Source organism: Tsukamurella sp. PLM1, assembly GCF_023168325.1.
In the GTDB taxonomy this organism is placed as follows: Bacteria; Actinomycetota; Actinomycetes; order Mycobacteriales; family Mycobacteriaceae; genus Tsukamurella.
Genome location: NZ_AP025688.1, coordinates 3,915,352 through 3,940,748 on the forward strand (window position 1 = coordinate 3,915,352; position 25,397 = coordinate 3,940,748).

Genomic DNA, 25,397 nt, shown 5'->3' on the forward strand with positions numbered 1-25,397 from the left:
CGAACTTTCTCCACGGTAAGGGCTGAATGCCTTTTCCGGGATACCCTTGCGCCAAAAAGTTAGAACATGTTTCACTCGTGAGGTGACCGCAGAAACGCAGACCCTCTCGGCGCCGATGCACCTGTCCTTCGACTACACCCGGTCGCTCGGACCCGTCCTGGGCGCGTTCATGACGAACCTCCGCGAGCGCCGCATCGTCGGCACCCGGGACGCGGCCGGGCGGGTGCACGTGCCCCCGCTGGAGTTCGATCCCGACACCACGGCCGCCCTCAGCGAGATCGTTCCGGTCTCCGACACCGGCACGGTGACCAGCTGGAGCTGGAACGCGCACCCCGTCGACGGGCAGCCCTTCGACCGGCCCTTCGCGTACGCCCTCATCAGGCTCGACGGTGCCGACACCTCCCTCCTGCACGCCGTGGACGTCGCAGGCCCCGCGGACATGTCGACGGGCATGCGGGTACACGCCCGCTGGGCCGCGGAGACCACGGGTGCGATCGGCGACATCACGCACTTCGTCCCCGGCGAGGGCTCCGGCGTCCCCGAGGTCGGCGCACCGTCGGGCGAGCCGATCGAGATCCTCACCACCCCGGTCGCGCTGCGCCTCGAACACTCGGCATCCGTGCCGGAGACCCGCTACCTGCAGGCCCTCGCCGAGGGCCGGCTGTTGGGGCAGCGGTGCGGGACGTGCGGCAACGTCTACGTGCCGCCGCGCAACGCCTGCCCGATCGACGGCATCCCCACCACCGAGGAGGTCGACCTGCCGGACACCGGCGTGGTCACCACCTTCTGCGTGGTGAACGTGCCCTTCCAGGGCCAGCGCATCAAACCTCCGTACGTCGCCGCCTACGTGCTGATCGACGGCGCCGACATCCCGTTCCTCCACCTCGTCCTCGGCTGTGAACCTGCCGAGGTGCGAATGGGCATGCGGGTGCGTGCCGTGTGGAAGCCCCGCGAGGAATGGACTCCCAGCCCCGGCAACATCTCGCATTTCGAACCGACCGGCGAGCCGGACGCCCCCTACTCCAGTTACGAGAAGCACCTGTGATGTCGCGAACCTGCACCGATCCGGACGGCTCCGTCGCCGTCGTCGGCTACGCCGCCACCCTCACTCCGCGCCGCCGAGACCACCACCAACGGCGTGGAGATGCTGATCCCACTCTTCGCCGACGTCTTCGCCCAGACCGGCCTCACCAAGTCCGACATCGGATTCTGGTGCTCCGGGTCGTCGGATTACCTTGCAGGGCGCGCATTTTCGTTCATCGCCGCCGTGGATTCCATCGGGGCCGTCCCGCCCATCAACGAATCGCACGTCGAGATGGACGCCGCGTGGGCGCTGTACGAGGCGTGGGTGAAGATCCGCACCGGCGAGATCGATACCGCGCTGGTGTACGGCTTCGGCAAGTCGTCGGCGGGTCAGCTGCGCCGCACCCTCACCATGCAGCTCGACCCGTACAGCGTCGCGCCGCTGTGGCCCGATTCGGTGTCGGTCGCCGCGCTGCAGGCGCGCGCGGGCATCGACTCCGGCGCGTGGACCGAGGCCGACATGGCCGCCGTGGCGGCCCGCAGCCTGAGCGACGCGGCATCGAACCCCGCTGCCCAGTTCTCGCGCACGGTCGACGCCGATACCCTTCTGGCCGAACCCATGTGGGCGGATCCCCTACGCCGGCACGACATCGCCCCCGTCACCGACGGTGCCGCGGTCGCGATCCTCGCCTCCGCCGAGCGCGCCCGCGAGATCCGCGACAGGCCCGCGTTCATCACGGGTCTTGAGCACCGGATCGACTCTCCCGCTCTGGGCTCCCGCGACCTGACGGAGTCCCCGTCGACCACCGCCGCCGCCCTCGCTGCGGGCGCCGGTGGTGTGCAGTTCGCCGAACTCCACGCACCGTTCACTCATCAGGAACTGATCCTGCGGGCGGCGATCGGGCTCGGTGACGACGTGCGGATCAACCCGTCCGGCGGTGCGCTGGTGGGGAACCCGATGTTCTCGGCGGGCCTCGCCCGGATCGGCGAGGCCGCCCGTGCGGTGTTCAGCGGCGACGCGGAGCGCGTCCTCGCCCACGCCACGGGCGGGCTCGCCCTGCAGCAGAACCTGATTGCCGTGATGGAGGCCAAGTGATGGCTAAGCCCACTGCCGTACTCGGGACGGGCCAGACCCGTCACCGCGCCAAGCGCACCGACGTCTCGATGGCCGGGATGATCCGCGAGGCCGTCGACGCCGCGCTGCTCGACGCCGGCACCACGATGGCCGACATCGACGCCATCGTGATCGGTAAGGCGCCGGACATGTTCGAGGGCGTCATGATGCCCGAGCTGTTCCTGGCCGACGCGCTCGGCGCCGTCGGCAAGCCGTTGCTGCGGGTGCACACCGCCGGCTCGGTCGGTGGCTCGACCGCCGCCGTCGCCGCCGCCCTGGTCAAGTCGGGCGTGCACCGGCGGGTGCTCACGGTGGCGTGGGAGAAGCAGTCGGAGTCGAACGCCATGTGGGCGTTGTCGATCCCGGTCCCGTTCACGGTGCCGGTCGGCGCTGGGGCGGGCGGCTACTTCGCCCCGCACGTGCGCTCCTACATCCGTCGCTCGGGCGCGCCCGACCACATCGGGGCGATGGTCGCGGTGAAGGACCGGCGCAACGGGGCGCGGAACCCGCTCGCCCACCTGCACCAGCCCGACATCACGCTCGAGTCCGTGCAGGCGTCCCAGATGCTGTGGGATCCGATCCGATTCGACGAGACCTGCCCGTCGTCCGACGGCACCTGCGCCATCGTGCTCGGCGACGAGGAGGCCGCCGCCGCATCGGAGGCCTCGACCGGCAACCGGGTCGGCTGGGTGCTCGCGACCGCTATGCGCACCGAGCCCCTCGCGTACGCCGGGCGCGAGCACGTCAGCCCCCGCGCGGGCCAGGACGCAGCCGCCGCCCTGTGGCGGGATGCCGGCATCACCGACCCGCTGCGCGAGGTCGACGCCGCCGAGATCTACGTGCCCTTCTCCTGGTTCGAGCCGATGTGGCTGGAGAACCTGGGGTTCGTCCCCGAGGGTCAGGGCTGGAAGCTCACCGAGTCCAGGGCACCGAGATCGGCGGGGAACTGCCCGTCAATCCGTCCGGCGGCGTGCTCTCCTCCAACCCCATCGGCGCGTCCGGCATGATCCGGTTCGCCGAGGCGGCGAAGCAGGTCATGGGCCGGGCCGGGGACTACCAGGTCGACGGTGCCCGAACGGCTCTCGGCCACGCCTACGGCGGCGGCTCGCAATACTTCTCGATGTGGCTGGTGGGCGCTGACAAACCCGCCTGATTCCGCATACCTTCCTCTGGCCGGCGCTTGTTCCACCCGTGGAACCGGCACGGGTACGGGCGTGCGGCACTACCACGATGGCAACGCCCTCGGATTCCGTCCACCTCGGACACGCGGTCCGGAGCGGACAGAATTCGAGGGCTTGTTCGAACGCGACATCCTTCAGTCGCCGGCCGACTCGCCGGGCCCCGCACACGACGAAGCCCCGGGAGATTCCCGGGGCTTCGTCGTGGACGTGCCTACTCGTAGGCGACCTTCCAGTGCTTGATGCCGTTGAGCCAGCCGGACCGCAGGCGCTGCGGGGGCTCGAGCTCGCGGAGGTTCGGCATGACGTCGGCGATGGCCTTGAACATGAGATCCATCTCGAGCCGCGCGAGGTTCGCGCCCACGCAGTGGTGGGTGCCCGAGCCGCCGAAACCGACGTGCGGGTTCGGGTCGCGCAGGATGTTGAAGGTGTAGGGATCCTCGAAGGCGTCCTCGTCGAAGTTCGCCGAGGCGTAGAACAGCGCCACGCGCTGGCCCTTCTTGATCGTCTGCTCACCGAGCTGGACGTCCTCGAGCGCGGTCCGCTGGAACACCGACACCGGCGTCGCCCAGCGCACGATCTCGTCGGGCGCGGTGCGCGGACGCTGCTCCTTGTAGATCTCCCACTGCTCGGGGTAGTCCACGAAGGCCTTCATGCCGTGGCTGATGGCGTTACGGGTGGTCTCGTTGCCGGCAACCGCGAGCAGCAGCACGAAGAAGGCGAACTCGTCACTGCCGAGCGACTCACCGTCGATATCGGCCTGGATCAGCGAGGTCACGATGTCGTCCATCGGGCACTTGCGGCGCTCCTCGGCGAGGTTCCACGAGTAGCCCGTGAACTCCGTCATCGCCTCGAGGTAGTTGCCCTCGAACTCGGGATCGTCGTACGCCATCATCGAATTGGACCAGTCGAACAGCTTACGGCGGTCCTCCTGGGGCACACCGAGCAGCTCAGCGATAGCCTGCAGCGGAAGCTCCGAGGCGACCTGCTCGACGAAGTCCCCGCCGCCGGTCTTGCGCGCCTCGTGCACGATCTGCTCGGCCCGCTCGGCCAACGCGTCGTGCAGCGACTGCACCGCCTTCGGCGTGAAACCGCGCGAGATGATGCGACGCGTCTTGGTGTGCTGCGGCGGATCCATGTTCAGCAGCAGCATCCGTTGCATGTCGATCTGCTCCCGCTCGATCTCGGGACCGAACCGGACGATCGCGCCGTTCTCCCAGTTCGAGTACTGTTTCGGGTTCCGCGAGATGGCCTTGATGTCCTCCAGCTTGGACACCACCCAGAAGCCCCCGTCGTCGAACCCGGTGGTCCCGGGCGGGATGTCCTGCCACCACACCGGCGCTGAACGCCGCAGCTCGGCGAACTCGGCCTCGGGCCGTCGCTCCGACCACAGGTCGGGGCTGGTGAAATCGAACCCCGCGGGGAAGTGCACGCTCACGTCGCCTCCTCAAGCGTCTTCACCCGGACTTCAGCCAGGCGTATCTGAAACATGTTCTACTCATTGAAGCACAGACCGTCCGCTCGTGAGCTAGATTGCGGAGGACGCTGGTTGCACAGCAGATACACAGGGACGAACCAGTCGCGGCGCCGCCCCACGAGGCTCGACAAAGCCGGAGATCGGCGCCACAATCGAGAACGTGCTCTACCCATCGGGTCGAGCCGAGAATGTGAGGAACGATCGATATGGGTATCCCCGTCATCGTCGACGCCGTCCGCAGCCCCATCGGCAAACGGGGCGGCTGGCTGAGCGGACTGCACCCCGCCGAACTCCTCGGCGGCACCGTCACCGCCCTCCTCGAGCACGCGGGCACCGACCCCGCACAAGTCGAGCAGGTCATCGGCGGCAACGTCACTCAGGCCGGTGAGCAGGCCGGGAACATCACGCGCACCGCCTGGCTCAATGCCGGCCTGCCCGAGCTGACCGGTGCCACCACCATCGACGCCCAGTGCGGCTCCGCACAGCAGGCCACCGGCCTCATCGCCGGCCTCATCGCCACCGACGCGATCGAGGTGGGCATCTCCTGCGGCGTCGAATCCATGAGCCGCATCCCGCTCGGCGCGAACCGGCCGGAGGGCCTGGGCAACTCCCGCCCCCCATCGTGGACCATCGACATGCCCAATCAGTTCCTCGCCGCCGAGCGGATCGCCGAGCGCCGCGGACTCACCCGCGAGGACATCGACGCCTTCGGCCTCGACTCGCAGCGCAAGGCCCTGCAGGCCTGGGCGGAGGGTCGCTTCGACCGCGAGGTCGTCTCGCTCAAGGCGCCCGCCATGGCCGACGGTGCCCCCACGGGCGAGACGATCGAGGTCTCGCGCGACCAGGGTCCGCGCGAGAGCACCGCGGAGGGACTCGCCAAGCTCAAGCCCATGCTCGACGGGGGCCGGCACACCGCCGGGACCTCCTCGCAGGTGTCCGACGGTGCCGCGGCCGTCCTGCTCATGGACTCCGATCGCGCCGCCGCGCTCGGACTGACCCCGCGGGCCCGCATCGTCTCGCAGGCGCTCGTGGGCGGCGAACCCTACTTCCACCTCGACGGCCCCATCCGCGCCACCGAGCGCGTGCTCGAGCGCTCCGGCCGCGCGCTGAGCGACATCGACCTGTTCGAGGTCAACGAGGCCTTCGCCTCCGTCGTCCTGTCCTGGCAGCAGGTGATCGCCCCCGATCCGGACAAGGTCAACGTCAACGGCGGCGCGATCGCGCTCGGCCACCCCGTCGGCTCCACCGGCGCGCGCCTCATCACCACCGCGCTGCACGAGCTGGAGCGTCGCGACGCGTCGACCGCGCTGATCGCGATGTGTTGCGGCGGCGCGATGGCCACCGGCACGATCATCGAGCGGATCTGAGGCGATGCGGGTAGCAGTCACCGGCGCAGCCGGTTTCGTCGGCGGAAACCTCCTGCAACAGCTCGTTGAGCACGGCCACGAGGTGGTTGCGATCGACCGCACCAGTTCGCCGCACGCCCCCGACGGCGTGCGCTGGGTGCAGGCCAGCGTGCTCGAGCCCGACGAGATGCGCGCGGCGCTCAAGGGTGTGGAGGTGGTCTACCACCTGGTGGCGATGATCACCCTGCGCATGCAGGACGAGAAGGCCTGGCACCTGAACACGGTGGGCGTACGCACGGTCGCTCGGGCCGCACTCGAAGCCGGGGTGCGGAAAATGGTGCACCTCAGCTCCATCCACGCTTTCGACCAGGACCTCGTTGACGTCATCGACGAGACGGCGCCGCGGTCGGAGCGACCCGAGATCCCCGTGTACGACCGTTCCAAGTGGGCGGGCGAACAGGAGCTCCGCAGAGTCATCGACGACAGCCTGGACGCCACGATCTGCAATCCGACCGGCGTGTGGGGGCCTGCCGACCACGGCGCCTCGCTCTCGCGCCTGAACCGCCTCGCGCACACGGCCGCCCGAGGCCGCATGCCCGCGTTCGTCTCCAAGGCCGGCTTCGACCTGGTCGATGTGCGCGACGTGGCGACGGGCGTGATGCTCGCGGCCGAGAAGGGCCGGACGGGCGAGAACTACCTCCTCGGAGGCGAGTTCGCTCCGATCATCGACGCCATGAGGCTCTCCGCACAGGCCGCGGGGAAGTCGGGCCCCCGCGTGGCCGTGCCGATCGGTGCGCTCGCGGCGATCATGCCGGTGCTCGAACCGATCAACGCCCGGCTCGGCTCGGACGTCCTCTCCAAGGCCGCGCTCGGGCCGCTCTTCGCGTCACCGCTGGTCGATATCAGCAAGGCCCGCAACGAACTCGGCTACGCCCCGCGTTCGATGGCAACGACCGCCACCGAGCTGGTGCGCTTCTTCGCGGAGTCCGGCCGGCTCGGCACGCGGGCCTGACCACACAGACTCGGCCGACCCCTCGCCGAGACGCGGCCGGCCGCACGGAGATCCCCTCCCGTGCGGCCGGCACCGTCGTCTTCGACGGTCAGGTGCCGTAGACGGGCTCCGGCGGCTGCGCCTCGGCGAGGAGGCCGCGCACCACGTCCCCCAGCTCCGCGGGCTCCCAGCGTGCGCCCTTGTCACGCTGCGGGCCGTGCCGCCAGCCCTGCGCCACGGAGACCTTGCCGCCCTCGACCTCGAAGACGCGGCCCGTCACCCCGGCGGACTCGGTGCTGCCGAGCCACACCACCAGCGGCGAGATGTTCTCCGGCGCCATCGCGTCGAATCCGTCCTCGGGAGCGGCCATGTCGTCGGCGAACGTCACCTCGGTCATCCGCGTGCGCGCGGCCGGCGCGATCGCGTTCACGGTGATGCCGTAGCGCCCCATTTCGGCCGCCGCCTGGATCGTCATCTCGGCGATGCCCGCCTTCGCCGCGGCGTAGTTCCCCTGACCGACGCTGCCCAGCAGGCCGGCACCGGAGCTGGTGTTGATCACCCGCGCGTCGGGCCGGCGCCCTGCCTTCGACTCGTCCCGCCAGTAGCCCGCCGCGTGGCGCAGCATCGCGAAATGCCCCTTGAGGTGCACGCGCGTCACGGCGTCCCACTCCGCCTCGGACATGTTCACCAGCATGCGGTCGCGCAGGAAACCGGCGTTGTTCACGAGCACGTCCAGGCGACCGAACTCGTCGATCGCGGTGCGCACCAAGGCCTCCGCTCCCGCCCAGTCCGCCACGTCGGAGGGGTTCGCGACGGCACGACCGCCGGCGGCCCTGATCTCCTCCACCACCTGCTGGGCGGGTCCCGCCGACGCGTCGGCACCGTCGAGCCCGACGCCGTAGTCGTTGACCACGACCGCCGCCCCCTCCGCGGCGTACGCGAGTGCGTGGGCACGGCCGATGCCGCGGCCGGCCCCGGTGACGATGACCACACGGCCGTCGACTATTCCTGTCATGGACGATTCTCCTGGTTCTCGGTTCGATTCGAGTTCGGCCGCTCAGCACCGTTGTCGACGGTGGCCGCGGCCAGGAAGGCGGGGCGCTCGCCGCCGCCGTGGACGAGCAGGGTCGCGCCGGTGACGTACGAGGCGAGCGGGGACGCGAGGAAGGCCGCGCACTCCCCGACCTCCTCCGGGTCCGCGAGGCGGCCCAGCGGCACGGTCGCCCCGATCGCGGCGATCCCCGCGTCGTCACCGTAGTGCTGTTCCGCAGCCTCGGTGCGCACCATGCCGACGTCGAGGGCGTTCACCCGCACCGCGGGCGCCCACTCCACCGCAAGACTCGTGGTGAGTGAGTCGAGCCCCGCCTTCGCCGCCCCGTAGGCCGCGGTCCCGGGGGACGGGCGTGTGGCGCTCACGCTCGAGATGTTGACGATAGCTCCGCGCCCCGCCACCTGCATGACCGCGTTCGCCCTCTGCGCCACCAGGAGCGGCGCGAGCAGGTTGAGTCCGACGACCTTCTCGTGGAATCGGGGCGAGGCATTCGCGGCATCGGAGTAGGGCGCGCCGCCGGCGTTGTTGACGAGCACGTCGAGGCGACCGTACCGCTCGATGATGCCGGCGACGAGCGCGTCCACCTGCTCGGGGTCGCGGACATCGGCCGCGACGAATTCGGCGACGGCACCGCCGACTCCGCCGAATCCATCGACTCCGCCGACTCCGCCGAATCCATCGGCTCCGCCGACTCCGCCGAATCCATCGGCTCCGCCGACCGCCACCGGGCTCTCCGGTTCGCGCCTGGCGCACACCACCACGGTGGCGCCGTGCCGGAGGAAGACGCGGGCGATACCCGCACCGATTCCGCGCACTCCACCGGTGACCAGTACCACCGCACCGTCGAGCCCGAGGCCCACCGACGTCGCTGCGCTCACAAGATTTCCCCACTTCCCATTCCGGCTGACAGGGCTTCGGTGGTAGCGTACCAAGCAATTGCTCGGTTTAGATCACGTTCTACCTGTCTACCTCGAAGGAGTCGGTGTGTCTTCACCGATCACGACCACCGTCGACGAGCCCGGGATCCACACGATCACCGTCGACGCCCCGCCCGTCAACGCCCTCACCGTGCAGGGCTGGTTCGACCTCGCGGCCGCGATCACCGAGGCCGGACGCGACCCGTCGTGCCACGTCGTCGTGGTGCGCGCCGAGGGACGCGGCTTCAACGCCGGCGTCGACATCAAGGAGATCGACGCCGCACAGGCCGCCGGCGACGGCTACGGCGCGCTGATCGGCGCGAACTCGGGCTGCGCCGCGGCCTTCTCGGCGGTGTACGACTGTGCGGTACCCGTGATCGTCGCAGTGAACGGCTTCTGTCTGGGCGGGGGCATCGGCCTCGTCGGCAACGCCGACGTGGTCGTCGCCTCCGACGACGCGACCTTCGGCCTGCCCGAGGTGGACCGCGGCGCCCTCGGCGCCGCAACGCATCTTGCGCGGCTGGTACCGCAGCACCTCATGCGAACGCTGTACTTCACCGCCGGTACCGTGACCGCCCAGCAGCTGCACCACTTCGGCTCCGTGTACCGCGTCGTGCCGCGCGCCGAGCTCGACGAGGCCGCCCTCGAGGTGGCGCGGGCGATCGCCGCCAAGGACACCCGGGTGATCCGCAAGGCCAAGGAGGCGATCAATGGGATCGACCCCGTGAACGTCCACACCAGTTACCGGTTCGAGCAGGGCTTCACGTTCGAACTCAATCTCGCGGGCTACTCGGACGAGCACCGCCGCGAGTTCGTCGCCACCGGCCGCACCGTGGGCGATGCCGTCGACGCACGGAAAGAACAGCAGGAGAACGTATGACCGAGAAGACCATGACCGCCGATCAGGTGGTCGCCGAGCTCGAGGACGGTATGACGCTGGGCATCGGCGGATGGGGCTCGCGGCGCAAGCCGATGGCCCTGGTCCGCGCGATCCTGCGCTCCGACCTCCGGGACCTCACCGTGGTGTCCTACGGCGGGCCCGACGTGGGCCTGCTCGCCGCGGCGGGGAAGATCCGGAAGCTGGTCTTCGGCTTCGTCACCCTCGACACCGTGCCCATCGACCCGAACTTCGCGCGCGCCCGGCAGTCCGGCGCGATCGAGGTCGCGGAGTGGGACGAGGGCATGTTCGCCGCGGGCCTCAAGGCCGCGGTGCAGCGCCTGCCGTTCCTGCCGATCCGGGCCGGCCTCGGCTCGTCGGTCATGGACGTCAACCCGGACCTGCGCACCGTCGTCTCGCCGTACGCCGACGGCGAGGAGCTGGTCGCGGTGCCCGCCCTGCGGCTGGATGCCGCTCTCGTGCACATGAACCGTGCCGATGCGCGGGGCAACGCCCAGTACCTGGGACCGGACCCGTACTTCGACGACGACTTCGCCCTCGCGGCCGACCGCTGCTACGTCTCGTGCGAGCGGATCGTCCCCACCGAGGAGCTGGTGGCGGGCGGCCCCGTCCAGTCGCTGCTCATCAATCGCAGCGCCGTCACCGGCGTGGTGGAGACGCCGAACGGCGCGCACTTCACCACCGCCGTACCCGATTACGGGCGCGACGAGAAGTTTCAGCGGCACTACGCCGCGAGCGCCAAGGACCCTGCCGCCTGGGCCGAGTTCGAGCAGCGGTTCCTCTCGGGCGACGAGGCGCACTACCAGGCCGAAGTGACCGCATGGGCCGCGGAATCGGCTCAGCAGGAGGCGAAATGACCGACATCACCCGCGCCGAGGTCTGCGTGACCGCGATCGCCGACCTGTTCCGCGGCGACGGCGAGATCACCGCCAGCCCGATGGGCCTGATCCCGTCGCTGGGCGGGCGGCTCGCCCGCCTCACGTTCGCACCCGACCTGTTGCTCTCCGACGGCGAGGCCTACCTGATCGCCGACGCCGCTGACCCGGCCGCGGGCATCGAGGGCTGGCAACCGTTCAAGAAGGTCCTCGACGTGGTCGTCCCGAACGGCAAGCGGCACGTGATCATGGGTGCCAGCCAGATCGACCGATACGGCAATCAGAACATCTCCGCCATCGGCGAGCACCGCGCACCGTCACGCCAGTTGCTGGGCGTGCGCGGCGGACCGGGCAACACCGTGAACAACCGCACCTCGTACTGGATCCCGAAGCACTCGACGCGCGTCTTCGTCCAGTCGGTCGACGTCGTCAGCGGCGTGGGCTACGACCGCGCCCGCGCGGCCGGCCCGTCCGCTTCGCGCTTCCACGACATCCACCGCGTGGTCACCGATCTCGCCGTCCTCGGCTTCGACGACGACGGTGCCATGACCCTCCTCTCCGTCCACCCCGGCGTCTCCGAAGAGCAGGTGCGCGCGGCGACCGGATTCGAACTCGCGGGTTCGGGCGTCCCCGAGACGCGCGTGCCCACAGCCGCCGAGCTCGAGCTCATCCGCACCGTGGTGGACCCGAAGAACCTGCGCGGCAAGGAGGTCCCCGCGTGACGCTCCGGACTCGGTTCACCGAGCTCGTCGAGATCGAGCACCCGGTCGTGCAGACCGGCATGGGGTGGGTGTCCGGCCCGCACCTGACCGCGGCGACGGCGAACGCCGGCGGCCTGGGGATCCTGGCCTCCGCCACGATGACCTACCCCGAACTCGAGGCCGCGATCCGGAAGACCAAGTCGCGCACCGACGCACCGTTCGGCGTCAACCTGCGCGCCGACGCCGAGGACGCCCAGCAGCGCGTGGATCTGCTGATCCGGGAGGGCGTGAAGGTGGCCTCGTTCGCGCTTGCGCCCCGCAAGGAGATGATCGCGCAGCTCAAGGACGCCGGCCTCGTGGTGATCCCGTCGATCGGTGCGGCGCGGCACGCCGAGAAGGTCGCGTCGTGGGGAGCGGACGCGGTGATCGTTCAGGGCGGAGAGGGCGGCGGCCACACCGGCGGCGTGGCGACCACGCTGTTGCTCCCCTCGGTACTCGACGCCGTCGACATCCCGGTCGTCGCGGCCGGCGGATTCTTCGACGGACGCGGACTCGCCGCGGCCCTCGCCTACGGCGCCTCCGGCGTCGCCATGGGGACGCGGTTCCTGCTCACCCAGGACAGCCGAGTCCCGGAATCCGTGAAGGCCGAATACATCCGGCGCGGCCTCGGGGACACCGTCGTCACCACCAAGGTCGACGGCATGCCCCACCGGGTCCTGCGCACCGCGCTCGTCGACGCGCTCGAGAGGTCGCGCGGGGTGGCGACGCTCGCCCACGCGGCCCGCAACACCGTGCGCTTCCAGGCCCTGACCGGTGTCTCCTGGCGGGGCCTGGTCAGCGAGGGCCTTGCGCTCAAGAAGGGTGGCGACCGCACCTGGAGCCAGCTGATGATGTCGGCGAACACGCCGATGCTGCTGCGCGCCGGACTGGTCGAGGGGAACACCGATGCTGGAGTTCTGGCGTCGGGCCAGGTCGCCGGGATCATCGACGACCTGCCGACGGTGGCCGAGCTCATCGAGCGCATCGTCGCCGAGGCCGAGCAGCGCCTCGATGCCCTCGCGGGCCTCCGCGCCTGAGTTCCCGCGCCCGCGCGGCGGCGCTATCAGAGGCGCTCGATGATCGTGACGTTGGCGGTACCGCCGCCCTCGCACATCGTCTGCAGTCCGTAACGGCCGCCGCGACGCTCCAGTTCGTGCAGCAGCGTGGTCATCAGCTTGGCGCCGGTGGCACCCAGCGGATGCCCCAGCGCGATGCCGCCACCGTTCACGTTCACCTTCTCGTGCGGGATCCCCAGCTCGTCCATCCAGGCCAGGGGCACCGACGCGAAGGCCTCGTTGCACTCGAACAAATCGATGTCGTCGACCGTCAGCCCCGTCTTCTGCAGCGCGTACTGCGTGGCCGGGATCGGCCCGGTGAGCATCCACACCGGGTCCGCCGCGCGGACCGAGATGTGGTGGATCCGGGCGCGCGGTCGCAGGCCGTGCCGCTCGATGAATCCGGCCGAGGCCACCATCACGGCGGCCGCACCGTCGGCGATCTGGCTCGCGACGGCCGCCGTGATCGACGACCCCTCGGCGAGTGGCGCGAGGCCGGCCATCTTCTCCAGTGTGGTGCCGCGGCGCGGCGTCTCGTCGACGGCGAAGTCGTCCACCGGCGCGATCTCGGCCTCGAAGCGGCCGGCGTCGATCGCGGCGATCGCCCGCTCGTGGCTCGCGAGGGCGAACTCCTCCATGCGGGCGCGGGAGACGCCCCACTTCCTCGCGATCATGTCGGCGCTGGCGAACTGCGAGACCTCGGCGTCGCCGTAGCGCTCGCGCCAGCCCACCGAACCGGAGAAGGGGTCGTCGAAGCCGTACTCGCGGCCGGCGAGCATGGCCGCGCTGATCGGGATCGCGCTCATGTTCTGGACGCCGGCGGCCACGACCGCGTCGGCGGTACCGGAGAGCACCGCCTGGGCGGCGAAGTGCACCGACTGCTGGCTCGATCCGCACTGCCGGTCGACGGTGACCCCGGAACGTGTTCGGGCAGGCCCGCCACGACCCACGAGGTGCGTGCGATGTTGCCGGATTGCGGGCCGATCGTGTCGCAGCACCCCATGATCACGTCGTCGACGAGTTCCGGGTCGACGCCGGAGCGCAGGACCGAGGCGCGCAGCACGTGCGCACCGAGGTCCGCGGAATGCACCGCGGCCAGGATCCGCCGCGCTTGCCGGTGGGTGTGCGTACGGCGTCCAGGATGTAGGCGCCGGGGGCGAGGGCTGTCATGAGTGCTCCTTCGTGGGCCGGGCGATCCCCTGCTCGAGGATCTTCAGGTACTGCTCCGCGACATCGACGGCCAGCAGCGGACCGTCCGGCCGGTACCAGCGCACGGCCACCCAGACGGTGTCGCGGAGGAACCGGTAGGTGACGTCCACGTCCAGATCGGCTCGGAACGAACCGGATTCGACGCCGCGGGTGATGATGCCGCGCCACATGGCGCGGAACTCGTCGAGTAACTCGGCGATGTAGGCGAAACGCTCCTGCTGCGCGAGCGTGCGAGCCTCCGCCTGATAGATCGCCACCGCGGCCGGACGCGCGTCGATCGCGGTGAACGAGGCGATGACGCAGCCCCGCAACTGCTCCCGCGGGTCCGACGCCGACACGAGCACGGCGCGGTAGGTCCCGAAGAGCTCGTCGAGGAACTCGCGGAGGATCTCGTCGATCATCGACTCCTTGGAGTCGAAGTGGTGGTAGAGGCTCCCGGACAGGATGCCCGCGGCATCGGCGATGTCGCGCACCGTCGTGGCGCGGTAGCCGTTCTCGGCGAACAGCTTCGCACTGATGGCGAGGACCTCCGCGCGCCGCGCGGACGGGTCCGGCTTAGGCATGCTGACTGCTCACGGACACGACTTCACCGGTCATGTACGAACTGTAGTCGGAGGCGAGGAACACGATCACGTTCGCGACCTCCCAGGGCTCCGCGGCGCGACCGAACACCTCGCGGCGCGAGAGCTCGTCGAGCAGCTCGTCGGAGGTGACCTTGGCGAGGAAGGCGTGCATCGCGATGCTGGGCGAGACGGCGTTGATTCGCACGCCGTGCGGCGCCGCGTCGACGGCCGAGCACCGGGTCAGCGCCATGACGCCGGCCTTCGCGGCGGCGTAGTGGGCCTGCTCGGCCTGCGCGCGCCAGCCGATCACCGAGGCGTTGTTGACGATGACGCCGCCCCCGTCCTGCGCGATGAACCGGTTGATCGCGGCGCGGGTGGCGCGGAAGGTGCCGGTCAGCGTCACGTCCAGCACGCGGGACCACTGCTCGTCGGTCATGTCCTGCACCGCGACGCTGCCGCCGAGTCCGGCGTTGTTGACCAGCACGTCGATCCGGCCGTACCGCTCGGCGGCACCGTCGAGCAGCGCCTGCACCTGCTCCTCGACGGTCACGTCGCAGGCGACGGAGTACACGCGGTCGCCGAAGTCGGCGGCGAGCTCGTCGAGCTTCTCGCCGAGGCGGCGCTCGTGCCAGTCGGAGATCACCACGCGGGCGCCTTCCTCGAGGCACCGCCGGGCGGTGGCCGAGCCGATGCCGGTGCCGGCGGCCGCGGTGACCACCACGACCTTGTCCTCAAGCAGGTTGCGGCCCCGGGGATACGGCGGTGCGGGGATAGCGGGTGCGGCGGGCGGGAGTTCGCTGCTCATGGGCGGGCCTCTCGAGGTAGGCCGAGTACGCGCTCGGCGATGATGTTGCGCTGGATCTCGTTGGAGCCGCCGTAGATCGTGTCGGCCCGGGTGAACAGATAGAGCCGCTGCCAGTCGTCCAGCTCCGGCTCGGCGAGCAGGCCGGCGGCGCCGCGCACCGTCATCGCGAGCTCTCCGAGCCTGCGGTGCCAGTTGGCCCACAGCAGCTTCGCGACCTCGGCCGTCCCGGTCTCGGCGGAGCCGAGGGTCCGGAGGGCGTGCGCGCGCATGACGTCGAGCTCGGTCCACCCGCGGCGGAGGGCGTCGGCGACCTCGGGACGGGCGGCAGCACCGTTGTCGAGGGCGAGATCGGTGAGGGCCTGCAGCTCGCGCCGGAAGCCGATCTGCTGCCCCAGGGTGGCCACCCCGCGCTCGAACGCCAGGGTGCCCATAGCCACCCGCCAGCCGTCGCCGGGCTCGCCGACCACATTGGCGGCCGCGGTGCGGGCACCGTCGAAGAAGACCTCGTTGAATTCGGAGGTACCGGTGAGCTGGACGATGGGCCGCACCTCGACTCCGGGCTGGTCCATCGGGACGAGCAGGTACGACAACCCCTTGTGCCGTGCCGATCCCGGCTCGGTGCGGGCCACCACGAAGCACCAGTCCGCGACGTGCGCGAGCGAGGTCCACACCTTCTGGCCCGTGATCACCCACTCGTCGCCCTCGAGCCGGGCCTGCGTGTGGACGTTCGCCAGGTCCGAGCCCGCGCCGGGCTCGGAGTAGCCCTGGCACCACAGCTCCCGGACGTCGCGGATGGCGGGCAGGAATCGCGCCTTCTGTTCCGCGGTGCCGAAAGCGATCAGAGTGGGTCCCAACAACTCCTGACCGAGGTGCGAGACCTTGGCGGGCGCGCCGGCGCGGGCGTACTCCTCGTGGAAGATCACCTGCTGCGCGAGCGACGCTCCGCCGCCACCGTTCTCGGCCGGCCAGCCGATGCAGTTCAGTCCGGCGGCGGCGAGGTGCTGCTCCCACGCCAACCGCTCGTCGAAGAACTCGTGCTCGCGCCCCGGACCGCCCGCACCGCGGAGCGCGGCGAACTCGCCAGCCAGGTTCGTCGCGAGCCAGTCGCGGATCCGGACGCGGAACTCAGCGTCTGTCTCACCGCTTCGCGTGGTCACCGCTCTCCCTTCGACACGCACCAAGCAACTGCTTGGTGGAATCAGGTTACACAGACTCGACTCGCACTGTAACGTGTTCTACCAAGCACTTGCTAGGTGGAAGGGTTTGCGCATGTCCCGCACTATCGCGACGGCTCTCCGCGGCGCCGCGGAGAGCTTCGCGGACCGCACTGCAATCGCCGACGGCGACCTGCGGATCAGTTACGAAGAACTACATCACCGCGTCCGCGCCGTGGCCAAGGCGCTCCTCGCCGAGGGGATCCGCCGGGGCGACCGGGTGGCCGTGTGCGCGCCGAACGGCCACGAATGGATCGAAGCCGCACTCGGGGCCGCGTACATCGGCGCGGTCCTGGTCCCCGTCAACACCCGGTACACCGGCCCCGAGATCGTCGACCTGCTGGTCCGCACCCGGGCCCGCGCGTTCGTGGTCGCGGGCCCGTTCCTCGGCGTCGACCGGCTCGATCTGGTGATCTCGACGGCGGGCTCCCTGCCGGCCGACATCGCCGCTGTGTTCCGGCTCCCCGATTGGCCCGCCGTCCCCGCGCGGGGCGCGCACGTCACGGACCCCGAGCTCGACGGTGCGGCCGCCGCGGTCACGCCGGACGATCCATCCGACATCTTCTTCACCTCGGGCACGTCGGGGCGCAGCAAGGGGGCGATGAGCACGCACACGCAGACTCTGGCGAATGCGGCGAACTGGTCCGAGCTCGTGGGGGTCGGCGCCGCCGATCGCTACCTGATTCTCAGCCCGTTCTTCCACATCTTCGGCTACAAGGCGGGCGTCCTCGCGGCGCTGCAGTTCGGCGCCGCGATCTACCCGGAGCAGACCTTCGATGTGATCCGCGCGTTCGAACTGATCCAGCGCGAACGCATCTCGATCCTGCCGGGCGTCCCGACGGTGCACCAGATGATGCTCGACCATCCGGACCGGGCGTCCTACGACCTGTCGAGCCTGCGGGCCGCGACCACCGGGGCGGCCACGATCCCCGTCGTGCTGATCGAGCGGATGCGCGACGAACTGCGGTACGACCGCGTGCTCACGGCCTACGGGCTCTCCGAGGCGCCGGTGGTGACGATGTGCCGCGCCGACGATGCTCCGGAGGTCATCGCCACGACGTCGGGCCGGGCCGTGCGCGACATGGAGGTGCGGATCGCGGAGGACGGCGAGATCCTGGTGCGCGGCCCGAACGTGATCACCGAGTACTTCGAGGACCCCGAGGCGACCGCCAAGGCCTTCGACGCGGACGGGTGGTTCCGCACCGGCGACGCCGGGTCGATGGACGAGGCCGGGAACCTGCGCATCACCGACCGCATCAAGGACATGTTCACCAACGGCGGGTTCAACGTCTACCCCGCGGAGATCGAGCAGGTGATCGCGCGCATCCCGGGCGTCTCCGAGTCGGCCGTCGTGGGCGTCCCGGACCCGCGGCTCGGCGAGGTGGGCAAGGCGTTCGTCGTACCCGCCACGGGACACGACCTGACCGAGGACGCCGTGATCGCGCACTGCCGGGAGTTCCTGGCCAACTTCAAAGTCCCCCGCAGCGTGGAGTTCGTGAGCGAGCTACCGCGCAACGCGACCGGAAAGGTGCTCAAGCGCGTCCTGCGGGGCGAGCCCGACCCTGCAGCAGGAGAGAAGCCATGACCGAGAATCCGACTCCCACCTCCGGCGAGCAGGAGGTGGTGACGTACGAGCTCCGCGGCCCCGTCGCCGTCGTGACGATGAACCGGCCCGAGTACCGCAACGCGCAGAACTCGGCCATGACCTACGCCCTCGACGCGGCCTTCGTGCGCGCGGTGGAGGATCCGGCGGTCAAGGTGATCGTGTTGGCGGGCAATGGGAAGCACTTCTCCGCCGGCCACGACATCGGCACCCCGGGCCGCGACGTGGATCAGCACTTCGACAACAAGGCCGTGCTGTGGTGGGACCACGTGGGCCGCGAGGGGGCGACCAGCGCTTCGCCCGCGAGTCCGAGGTGTACCTCGGCATGTGCCGGCGATGGCGGGAGATCCCGAAGCCCGTGATCGCCTCGGTGCAGGGCGCCTGCATCGCCGGCGCGCTGATGCTGGCGTGGAGCTGCGACCTCATCGTGGCCTCGGACGACGCGTTCTTCTCGGATCCGGTGGTGCGCATGGGCATCCCTGGCGTCGAGTACTTCGCGCATCCGTGGGTGATGGGCCCGCGGGCCGCCAAGGAGTTCCTGTTCACGGGCGACCGCTTCTCGGCGCAGCAGGCGAAGGAATGGGGCATGGTCAACCGGGTCGTGCCCCGGGCAGAGCTCGAGGAGGAGACGCTGGCGCTCGCGGAGCGCATCGCCGACATGCCGAGTTTCGGTCTGGCCCTGACCAAGAAGGCCGTCAACCAGTGCGAGGACCTCATGGGCATGCGCGCGGGCATGGACTCGGTGTTCGGGCTGCATCACTTCGCGCACGCCCACAACGCCGAGGTCTCCGGCGGCGACTCGCTGGGCGGGCAGAGCGCCAAGTCGATGGCGTCCGGCGCGCGGTCGGCCGACGCCGCCGCGGCGAGGAAGGGCGAGTAGTGGACCTCGAGTTCGACGACGGAGTCGTCGCGTTCCGCGACGAGGTGCGCGCCTGGCTGGCGGCGAACGTGCCCGCCGAGCCCCTCCCCTCCTTCGACACCGCCGAGGGCTTCGCCGCGCACCGCGCGTGGGAGGCGACGCTCGCCGATGCCGGCCTTGCCGCGGTCTCCTGGCCCGCGGAGTTCGGCGGCCGCGATGCGACGCTGCTGCAATGGGTCGTCTGCGAGGAGGAGTACTACGCCGCGCGCGCGCCGCTGCGGGTGAACCAGAACGGCCTGTTCATGCTGGCCCCCACGCTCTTCAGCCACGGCACCGACGAGCAGCGCGCACGGATCCTGCCCGCGATGGCCCGCTCGGAGCGGGTGTGGGCGCAGGCCTGGTCGGAGCCGGAGGCGGGCAGCGACATCGCCTCGCTCCGCTCGACCGCCACCCGCGTCGAGGGCGGTTGGAAGCTCTCCGGCCAGAAGACGTGGAGCTCCCGCGCGGCCTTCGCCGACGGCGCGTTCGGCCTGTTCCGTAGCGAACCCGGCTCGGAGCGGCACCGCGGCCTGACCTATCTCATGTTCGACCTGCGCGCCCCCGGCGTGACGGTGCGCCCCATCCCGCAGCTCGACGGCGAGCCGGGGTTCGCGGAGATCTTCCTCGACGACGTCTTCGTGCCCGACGCCGACGTGATCGGCGAGCCCGGCCAGGGCTGGCGCGTGGCCATGACGACCGCGAACAACGAACGCGGGCTGTCATTGCGCAGTCCTGGCCGTTTCCTGTCGGCCGCCGACGCCCTCGTGGACCTGTGGGAGCGGGAGGACGGCGACACGGAAGCGCTGCAGCACAGCAGGTCGCCGATGCCTGGATCGGCGCCCGCGCCTACCAGCTGTACACCTTCGGCACCGTCACCCGCCTGCAGGACGGCGGCGAGCTCGGCCCGGAGTCGAGCGTGAACAAGCTGTTCTGGAGTCACCTCGACGTCGGCTTGCACGAGACCGCGCTCGACCTGCTCGGCGCGCGCGGCGAACTGACCGGACCGGACGCACCCGATGAGGGCCGCTGGCCGGCCGGGTACCTGTTCTCGCTGGCGGGCCCGATCTACGGCGGGACCGACCAGATCCAGCGCAACACCATCGCCGAGCGTCTCCTCGGCCTACCCCGGGGGCCCGATGAGATTCGTACCGTCGCAGGAGAACCTGGCCTTCGCGGAGTCGCTCGACGATCTGCTCTCGCAGGCCGGCGTCGTGTCCGCCGCCCGCGCGTGGGCCGCCGGGGACAGCGGCCCGGGCCGGAAGGTCTGGGCCGCGCTGGCCGACCTCGGAGTCACCGGTCTGGCCGTCGCCGAGGAGCACGGCGGGGTCGGCGGCGACGCCGTGGACCTCGCCGTCGCGCTCCGCGCGCTGGGGTATCACGGGGTGCCCGGACCGGTCGTGGAGTCGATCGCGGTCCTGCCCGCGGTGCTCGACGATGCCGGGCACCTGGAGGCCCTCGCGGGCGGGGCGATCGGCACCGTCGGCGTTCCCCCGCGCACGCCGTACCTGCTGGACGCCGACGCCGCGGACCTGCGCTTCGTGATCGGACCCGATGGCACCGTCGCCGAGGTCGGCGCACCGTCGACCTCCGCTCGGACGTCGATCGACCCGACCCGGCGCCTCTTCGCCACGCAATTGAACGACGTTCTGGAGGGAGAAACCCCAGGTCGCAATCTCCAGAACATCGTTCAATCGCAGGCGGAGGCGTGGGGTGCGTTCGGGGCGGCGGCGCAGCTGATCGGTGCCGGGCGGCGCCTGCTGGACGACACCGTCGATTACGCGAAGTCGCGCGCGCAGTACGGCAAGGCGATCGGCGAGTACCAGGCGATCAAACATCTCCTGGCCGACGTGGCGACCCGGCTCGAACTGGCCGAACCGCTACTGAGCGGTGCGGCGGTGGCGTTGTCCGGGAACGACTCCCGCGGCGTGGATCTCGATCCCGTGCGCGATGTGGCGGCGGCGCGGGTGGCCGCCGCGGACGCCGCGTACCTGGCGGCCCGGACGGCGCTGCAGGTGCACGGCGCGATCGGCTACACGGCCGAGTACGACCTGGGCCTGTGGATCACCAAAGTCCGCGCGCTGCAGTCCGCGTGGGGAACTCAGGCCGAGCATCGAGCCACGTTGCTCGACGCGGTCCGGAAGGCGGCACGATGAGTTCCGAACTCGAGGACCTGGCCGGCGCGGTCCGGAGCGTGATCGACCGGCGGTGGACGCCGGCCGCACTGCGCACGGCCATCGACTCGCCCCAGGGCTACGACCGCGCATTCTGGTCGCTGCTGTGCGAACAGGTCGGCGTGGCCGCGCTCGCGGTCCCCGAAGCGCACGACGGTCTCGGCGCCGGTGTCCGAGCGCTGCAGGTGGTCGCGGAAGAGCTGGGCGCGCACCTGATTCCGTCCCCCTTCCTCGGCTCGGCCGCGTTCGCGACCGCGCTGCTCGCCCGGATCGACGACGGTGCGCTCCTGCCGGACCTCGCGTCCGGGGCGCGCACCGCGGCGGTCGCCTTCGCGGGCGAGACCTTCGCGGCGCGGCCGCTCACCGCCGCGGGTTCCGCCGTCTCCGGCACCGCCCGGTTCGTGCTCGACGGTGACCTCGCGGACGACCTGGTGCTCGTCGCGGACGGCGGCCTGTACGCGCTCGACGGGGCGGCGGCGCACCGTCGACACCCCCTCGATGGACCCGACCCGACGGTTCGCCGAGGTCACCGTCGACCGGGCCGCCGCGCGGAGCCTGCCGGGCGGCGAGGCCGAGCTGGCGCACGCGCTCGACGTCGCGTGCGCGGTTCTCGCTGCGGAGCAGGTCGGCGCCGCCGCCCGGGCGCTCGCGATTACGGTCGATTACGCGAAGTCCCGGGTCCAGTTCGGCCGCGCGATCGGGTCGTTCCAGGCCCTCAAGCACCGAATGGCCGACATGTACGTCCTGGTCGAATCGGCGCGCTCGGCAGCGTACGCGGCGGGCGACGCCCTCGACCGCGGCGATGGGGACGCCCGCGTGGCGGTAGCGACGGCCAAGACCTACTGCTCCCAGGCCTTCAGCACCGTGGCCGCGGAGATGATCCAGTTGCACGGCGGCATCGGCATCACGTGGGAGCACGACGCGCACCTGTACTTCAAGCGCGCGCACTCGTCGTCGCAGCTGTTCGGCGACCCGGCCCAGCACCTCGGCCGCCGGGAGCTCGTCCACTCCTGAAACGCGTTCTTGCCCGCCATCCGCGACCGATGTACTTTCGTAGACGAACTACTTGCGGAGGGAACGCGATGACGGAGAACGCGCGCACGGACGGCGACACCTGGACCATCACCACCGGCGTCGGCTTCACCGCGCTGCTGGTGGCCGCGGCCCGGGCGGTCGAGAGCGATCGGGACGATGCGCTGGCACGCGACCCGCACGCTCGCGCCTTCATCGAGGCCGCAGGCGATCCGCGCACCATCGCCATGCTCGAGGCCGCCGACCGCGCGGACACCCCGCTCAGTGCCAGCCGCCACCTGGGCCTGCGCACCCGCTTCTTCGACGACGTCGTCGCGGACGCGCTCTCCGCCGGCGTCCGGCAGCTCGTCATTCTTGCCTCCGGCCTGGACACCCGGGGCTACCGCTTGGACCTGCCCGCCGACACCGTGGTGTACGAACTGGACCTGCCGGACGTGCTGGCGTTCAAGTCCGACACCCTCGCGGCGCACGGGGTCGCCCCCGCCGCCCGGCTGCGCGCCGTGCCGGTGGATCTGCGGGAGGACTGGCCCGCCGCGCTGACGGGCGCCGGATTCGACCCGGGCGCACCGTCGGCCTGGCTGGCGGAGGGGCTGCTACCCTACCTGCCCAGCGATGCCCAGTCGCTGCTGTTCGAGCGGATCGTGGCGCTCGCTGCACCCGGCAGTCGCGTCGCGGTCGAGGGCCAGGCCGGCGAGCTCGATCTGGACGGGTTCCGCGCCGTGCAGAAGAAGTACGCGACCGAGGACAACCCGATCCGCGACTTCGACGTGACGTCGCTGTTCGTCGCCGACGCCGCCCGCCGCGACCCCGCCGAGTACCTCGCGAGCGAGGGCTGGACGGTGCACCGCGCGGGCGGGCCGGTGGATCTCGGCCGGCGCTACGGCGTCACGGACGCGGTCCTCCCCGAGGACGCGGCGCGGCTGACCGGCGTGATCGAGTACTTCACGGCCGAACGCGGCTCCCTATAGGGAGCCGGCGTCCCCGACTTCAGCCGGCCTCCCACCAACTGCAGTCGCGGGGACACCGCATTCCGCCGGGGACACCAGCTCCCAGCAGGGAGCGGGGCCCGAGCGAAGCGAGGACGCGGACGCCCATCGCGCGATCGAATCACCGTGCGGCGGAGTGGTACTCCGGGTTGGGGCGCATGTCGATCGCCGCGGCGAGCCGGTTGGTCATGTTGAAGAACGCGGCGGTGTTGGCGATGTCGTAGATGTCGCGGTCGCTGAAGCCGTGGTCGCGCAGGCGCTGCCGGTCCGGCTCGTCCAGCTTCGACGGTGCCTCCGTCACCTTCTCGGCGAACTCCAGCATGGCCCGCTGCTTCGGCGGCAGCTGTGCGGCACGGAAGTTCATCACCAACAGCTCGCCCAGCACCGGGTCGCCCGACAGCTCGCGGACCGCCGCGCCGTGCGCGGTGAGGCAGTAGAAGCACTTGTTGATCGACGAGACGACCACCGCGATCATCTCCCGCTCCAGCTTGCTGAGCCCGGAGTCACCGAGCATCAGGTCGTTGTAGGTGTCGGTGAACGCCCGCAGCTTGGTCTCGTCGAACGTGAGCGATTGCAGCACGTTCGGCACCATGCCCAGCTTCTCGCGGCAGATGTCGAAGTACTTCTGCGTTCCCGCACTGAGTTCACCCGCAGGCAGGTCCAGGGCAGTGATCTTCTCGCTCATGTCGTCTCCTCGATCGGTCCGGGCGTCCCCTTCTAGGTATCAGGCACGGCCGGCCCGGCGGGCGCGATCGCCTACATCCAGTCGTCGCCCACGGGCCACGTGAGGAACGAGTCGAGCGAGAGGGCGCGCGGGATCGCCTCGCCGGGATCGGTCACCGTCTGCGTGTAACGCCCCTTGTAGAACAGCAACGGGCGCCCCGCGTTCGGGGCACTGAGCTCGAGCACCCGGCCGATCACGATGTGGTGGTCGCCACCGTCGTGCACGGCCTCGACGGCGCAGTCGATCCAACTGAGCGCACCGTCGAGTAGCGGCGAACCGGTGCGTGACGGCCGCCAGGCCACCGCCGCGAACTTGTCCGGGTGTCGCGAGCCGAACACGGAACTGACGTCCTGCTGCCCCTCGCCGAGCACGTTGACGGCGAACCGCCCGCTGCGTTCGATGGTGCGCCACGCGCCCGAGGTCTTCATGGGGCAGAACAGGACCAGCGGCGGATCGAGCGACAGCGCCGAGAAGGACTGGCAGGCGAAGCCGGCGGGGCCCTCTTCATCGGCGGCGGTGATCACCGTGACGCCGGTGCAGAAGTGCCCCATCGCGGTGCGGTAATCGATGGGCTCGATCGGTCCCACCACCTCTGCGGCGGTCATCACTGCTCCTTGAAGCCGATGGAGAAGTCGTGCCCCCAGAGGCTGACCGCGGTGGACTCCCGCGCGATCCAGTCGTCATTCTCGACTTCCAGCCCCTCGCAGCCGAACTCGATGTCGAAGCCGCCGGGCGTCTTCATGTAGAACGACAGCATCTTGTCGTTGATGTGCCGGCCGAGCGTCGCCGACATCTTGACCTTCTTGCGGTTCGCGCGGTCCAGGCACAGCCCCACGTCGTCAGAGTTCTCCACCTCGACCATGAGGTGGACGATCCCCGTGGGGTTGGGCAGCGGCAGGAAGGCGAGCGCGTGATGCCGCGGATTGCATCCGTAGAACCGCAGCCACGCCGGATCGCCGTCCGCGGGGCGGCCCACCATCTGCGGCGGGAGGCGCATCGAGTCGCGGAGCCGGAAGCCGAGCACGCCCTGGTAGAACTCCTGCGCCGCAGCGTCGTCCGTGCAGGTGAGCACGACGTGCCCGAGGCCCTGCTCGCCGGTCACGAACCGGTGCCCGTAGGGGCTGACGAACCTGCGCCCCAGGTACTGCGCACCGTGGAAGGCCTCGAGCGTGTTGCCCGCCGGATCACGGAACCGGATCAGGCCCTCGACGCGGCGCTCGGCCTTCTCGTCCTTGGTGCCCTCCTCGAAGGCCACGCCCGCGACGGTGAGGGCGTCGCGCAGCTCCTGCAGCCCGGCCGCGTCGGTGACCTCCCAGCCCGAGACCAGGAGCCGGTCCTTCTCGCCCGGCACGATCACGAGCCGCGCCGCGAAGTCGTCCATGCGCAGGTACAGATTCTGCGATACCTCCCCGCCCCGGCCGGGGGCGCCCCTCCATCATGCCGAGCACCTTCAATCCGTACTCGCGCCAGGCCGCCATGTCGGTGGCCTCGATGCGCATGTACCCGAGCGCCTTGATCGCCATGTAC

The 25,397-nt window shown here is 70.6% G+C and carries 20 protein-coding genes and 7 pseudogenes; 17 read left to right on the plus strand and 10 right to left on the minus strand.

Features of this window, described 5'->3' with window-relative positions; all coding sequences use genetic code 11:
- Nucleotides 1-115: 115 nt before the first annotated feature.
- The 3 genes and pseudogenes from MTP03_RS20110 to MTP03_RS20120 all read left to right on the plus strand — a co-directional run bounded on the left by MTP03_RS20110 (nucleotide 116) and on the right by MTP03_RS20120 (nucleotide 3,290).
- A complete protein-coding gene (locus tag MTP03_RS20110) occupies nucleotides 116-1,045 on the plus strand; it encodes a Zn-ribbon domain-containing OB-fold protein (protein ID WP_248492314.1) in 930 nt (309 codons plus the stop codon).
- Nucleotides 1,045-2,119, plus strand: a pseudogene (locus MTP03_RS20115) (thiolase domain-containing protein). The gene MTP03_RS20110 and the pseudogene MTP03_RS20115 overlap by 1 nt, the downstream one beginning before the upstream one ends.
- Nucleotides 2,119-3,290, plus strand: a pseudogene (locus MTP03_RS20120) (thiolase domain-containing protein). The pseudogenes MTP03_RS20115 and MTP03_RS20120 overlap by 1 nt, the downstream one beginning before the upstream one ends.
- Before the next feature lie 239 nt (nucleotides 3,291-3,529).
- Here the strand turns inward: MTP03_RS20120 and MTP03_RS20125 are convergent.
- Nucleotides 3,530-4,753, minus strand: a complete 1,224-nt coding sequence (locus tag MTP03_RS20125) for a cytochrome P450 (RefSeq protein ID WP_248489694.1) — start codon at nucleotides 4,751-4,753, stop codon at nucleotides 3,530-3,532.
- A 245-nt stretch (nucleotides 4,754-4,998) separates the two neighbouring features.
- Here MTP03_RS20125 and MTP03_RS20130 point away from each other — a divergent pair, with 245 nt between their 5' ends.
- Both MTP03_RS20130 and MTP03_RS20135 read left to right on the plus strand, forming a co-directional pair.
- A complete protein-coding gene (locus MTP03_RS20130; RefSeq protein WP_248489695.1) occupies nucleotides 4,999-6,159 on the plus strand; it encodes a steroid 3-ketoacyl-CoA thiolase in 1,161 nt (386 codons plus the stop codon).
- Nucleotides 6,160-6,163: 4 nt separating this feature from the next.
- Nucleotides 6,164-7,150, plus strand: coding sequence for an NAD-dependent epimerase/dehydratase family protein (locus MTP03_RS20135; protein ID WP_248489696.1), 987 nt, complete (start codon nucleotides 6,164-6,166; stop codon nucleotides 7,148-7,150).
- 88 nt (nucleotides 7,151-7,238) lie between these two features.
- Here the strand turns inward: MTP03_RS20135 and MTP03_RS20140 are convergent, their stop codons facing one another.
- Entirely contained in the window at nucleotides 7,239-8,144 is a 906-nt protein-coding gene (locus tag MTP03_RS20140) for an SDR family oxidoreductase (RefSeq protein WP_248489697.1), read from the minus strand.
- A complete protein-coding gene (locus MTP03_RS20145) occupies nucleotides 8,141-9,040 on the minus strand; it encodes an SDR family oxidoreductase (RefSeq protein WP_248492315.1) in 900 nt (299 codons plus the stop codon). Before MTP03_RS20145 ends, MTP03_RS20140 begins: the two co-directional genes overlap by 4 nt.
- 124 nt (nucleotides 9,041-9,164) lie before the next feature.
- On the opposite strand from MTP03_RS20145, the gene MTP03_RS20150 reads away from it, so the two are divergent.
- Genes MTP03_RS20150 through MTP03_RS20165 form a run of 4 tightly spaced genes read left to right on the plus strand, consistent with a single transcriptional unit; the run spans nucleotide 9,165 to nucleotide 12,647 of the window.
- A complete protein-coding gene (locus tag MTP03_RS20150; RefSeq protein WP_248489698.1) occupies nucleotides 9,165-9,977 on the plus strand; it encodes an enoyl-CoA hydratase family protein in 813 nt (270 codons plus the stop codon).
- Complete coding sequence (locus MTP03_RS20155; protein ID WP_248489699.1) at nucleotides 9,974-10,852, plus strand: CoA transferase subunit A; 879 nt, start codon at nucleotides 9,974-9,976, stop codon at nucleotides 10,850-10,852. The genes MTP03_RS20150 and MTP03_RS20155 overlap by 4 nt, the downstream gene beginning before the upstream one ends.
- Nucleotides 10,849-11,592: a CoA-transferase subunit beta gene (locus MTP03_RS20160; protein WP_248489700.1), complete on the plus strand. Its 744-nt coding sequence runs from the start codon at nucleotides 10,849-10,851 to the stop codon at nucleotides 11,590-11,592. Before MTP03_RS20155 ends, MTP03_RS20160 begins: the two co-directional genes overlap by 4 nt.
- The gene (locus tag MTP03_RS20165; protein ID WP_248489701.1) at nucleotides 11,589-12,647 is read left to right on the plus strand and encodes a nitronate monooxygenase family protein; all 1,059 of its coding nucleotides are present in this window, start codon (nucleotides 11,589-11,591) and stop codon (nucleotides 12,645-12,647) included. Before MTP03_RS20160 ends, MTP03_RS20165 begins: the two co-directional genes overlap by 4 nt.
- A gap of 26 nt (nucleotides 12,648-12,673) precedes the next feature.
- Here the strand turns inward: MTP03_RS20165 and MTP03_RS20170 are convergent.
- The 4 genes and pseudogenes from MTP03_RS20170 to MTP03_RS20185 all read right to left on the minus strand — a co-directional run bounded on the left by MTP03_RS20170 (nucleotide 12,674) and on the right by MTP03_RS20185 (nucleotide 16,399).
- Nucleotides 12,674-13,835 (minus strand): annotated as a pseudogene (locus MTP03_RS20170) (acetyl-CoA C-acetyltransferase).
- The gene (locus MTP03_RS20175; RefSeq protein ID WP_248489702.1) at nucleotides 13,832-14,437 is read right to left on the minus strand and encodes a TetR/AcrR family transcriptional regulator; all 606 of its coding nucleotides are present in this window, start codon (nucleotides 14,435-14,437) and stop codon (nucleotides 13,832-13,834) included. Before MTP03_RS20175 ends, MTP03_RS20170 begins: the two are co-directional and overlap by 4 nt.
- Nucleotides 14,430-15,242: an SDR family oxidoreductase gene (locus tag MTP03_RS20180; RefSeq protein ID WP_248489703.1), complete on the minus strand. Its 813-nt coding sequence runs from the start codon at nucleotides 15,240-15,242 to the stop codon at nucleotides 14,430-14,432. The genes MTP03_RS20175 and MTP03_RS20180 overlap by 8 nt, the downstream gene beginning before the upstream one ends.
- Nucleotides 15,239-16,399 (minus strand): acyl-CoA dehydrogenase family protein, encoded by a 1,161-nt coding sequence (locus tag MTP03_RS20185; protein WP_248489704.1) that lies wholly within the window; start codon nucleotides 16,397-16,399, stop codon nucleotides 15,239-15,241. The genes MTP03_RS20180 and MTP03_RS20185 overlap by 4 nt, the downstream gene beginning before the upstream one ends.
- A gap of 112 nt (nucleotides 16,400-16,511) precedes the next feature.
- Between MTP03_RS20185 and MTP03_RS20190 the strand changes: the two genes are divergently transcribed.
- From MTP03_RS20190 to MTP03_RS20215, 8 genes and pseudogenes are all read left to right on the plus strand, one after another.
- The gene (locus MTP03_RS20190) at nucleotides 16,512-18,041 is read left to right on the plus strand and encodes a FadD3 family acyl-CoA ligase (protein WP_248489705.1); all 1,530 of its coding nucleotides are present in this window, start codon (nucleotides 16,512-16,514) and stop codon (nucleotides 18,039-18,041) included.
- Nucleotides 18,038-18,939, plus strand: a pseudogene (locus MTP03_RS20195) (enoyl-CoA hydratase). The gene MTP03_RS20190 and the pseudogene MTP03_RS20195 overlap by 4 nt, the downstream one beginning before the upstream one ends.
- Entirely contained in the window at nucleotides 18,939-19,877 is a 939-nt protein-coding gene (locus MTP03_RS20200; RefSeq protein ID WP_371820815.1) for an acyl-CoA dehydrogenase family protein, read from the plus strand. The pseudogene MTP03_RS20195 and the gene MTP03_RS20200 overlap by 1 nt, the downstream one beginning before the upstream one ends.
- Nucleotides 19,811-20,014 (plus strand): annotated as a pseudogene (locus MTP03_RS24055) (acyl-CoA dehydrogenase); the annotation flags it as partial. The gene MTP03_RS20200 and the pseudogene MTP03_RS24055, both read left to right, overlap by 67 nt.
- 79 nt (nucleotides 20,015-20,093) lie before the next feature.
- Nucleotides 20,094-21,110: an acyl-CoA dehydrogenase gene (locus MTP03_RS20205; protein WP_248489706.1), complete on the plus strand. Its 1,017-nt coding sequence runs from the start codon at nucleotides 20,094-20,096 to the stop codon at nucleotides 21,108-21,110.
- Nucleotides 21,107-21,289: pseudogene (locus tag MTP03_RS24060) on the plus strand (acyl-CoA dehydrogenase); the annotation flags it as partial. The gene MTP03_RS20205 and the pseudogene MTP03_RS24060, both read left to right, overlap by 4 nt.
- A 337-nt stretch (nucleotides 21,290-21,626) precedes the next feature.
- Nucleotides 21,627-22,142, plus strand: a complete 516-nt coding sequence (locus tag MTP03_RS24065; RefSeq protein WP_371820816.1) for an acyl-CoA dehydrogenase family protein — start codon at nucleotides 21,627-21,629, stop codon at nucleotides 22,140-22,142.
- A 68-nt stretch (nucleotides 22,143-22,210) separates the two neighbouring features.
- On the plus strand, nucleotides 22,211-23,128 hold the full coding sequence (locus tag MTP03_RS20215) for an SAM-dependent methyltransferase (protein WP_248489707.1): 918 nt from the start codon (nucleotides 22,211-22,213) through the stop codon (nucleotides 23,126-23,128).
- Nucleotides 23,129-23,267: 139 nt separating this feature from the next.
- Here the strand turns inward: MTP03_RS20215 and MTP03_RS20220 are convergent, their stop codons facing one another.
- The 3 genes and pseudogenes from MTP03_RS20220 to hsaC all read right to left on the minus strand — a co-directional run bounded on the left by MTP03_RS20220 (nucleotide 23,268) and on the right by hsaC (nucleotide 25,393).
- Nucleotides 23,268-23,831, minus strand: a complete 564-nt coding sequence (locus MTP03_RS20220) for a peroxidase-related enzyme (protein ID WP_248489708.1) — start codon at nucleotides 23,829-23,831, stop codon at nucleotides 23,268-23,270.
- Between the two features lie 71 nt (nucleotides 23,832-23,902).
- Nucleotides 23,903-24,475, minus strand: coding sequence for a 3-hydroxy-9,10-secoandrosta-1,3,5(10)-triene-9,17-dione monooxygenase reductase subunit (hsaB, locus tag MTP03_RS20225; RefSeq protein WP_305852771.1), 573 nt, complete (start codon nucleotides 24,473-24,475; stop codon nucleotides 23,903-23,905).
- Nucleotides 24,475-25,393: pseudogene (gene hsaC / locus MTP03_RS20230) on the minus strand (iron-dependent extradiol dioxygenase HsaC). The gene hsaB and the pseudogene hsaC overlap by 1 nt, the downstream one beginning before the upstream one ends.
- Nucleotides 25,394-25,397 lie beyond the last annotated feature (4 nt).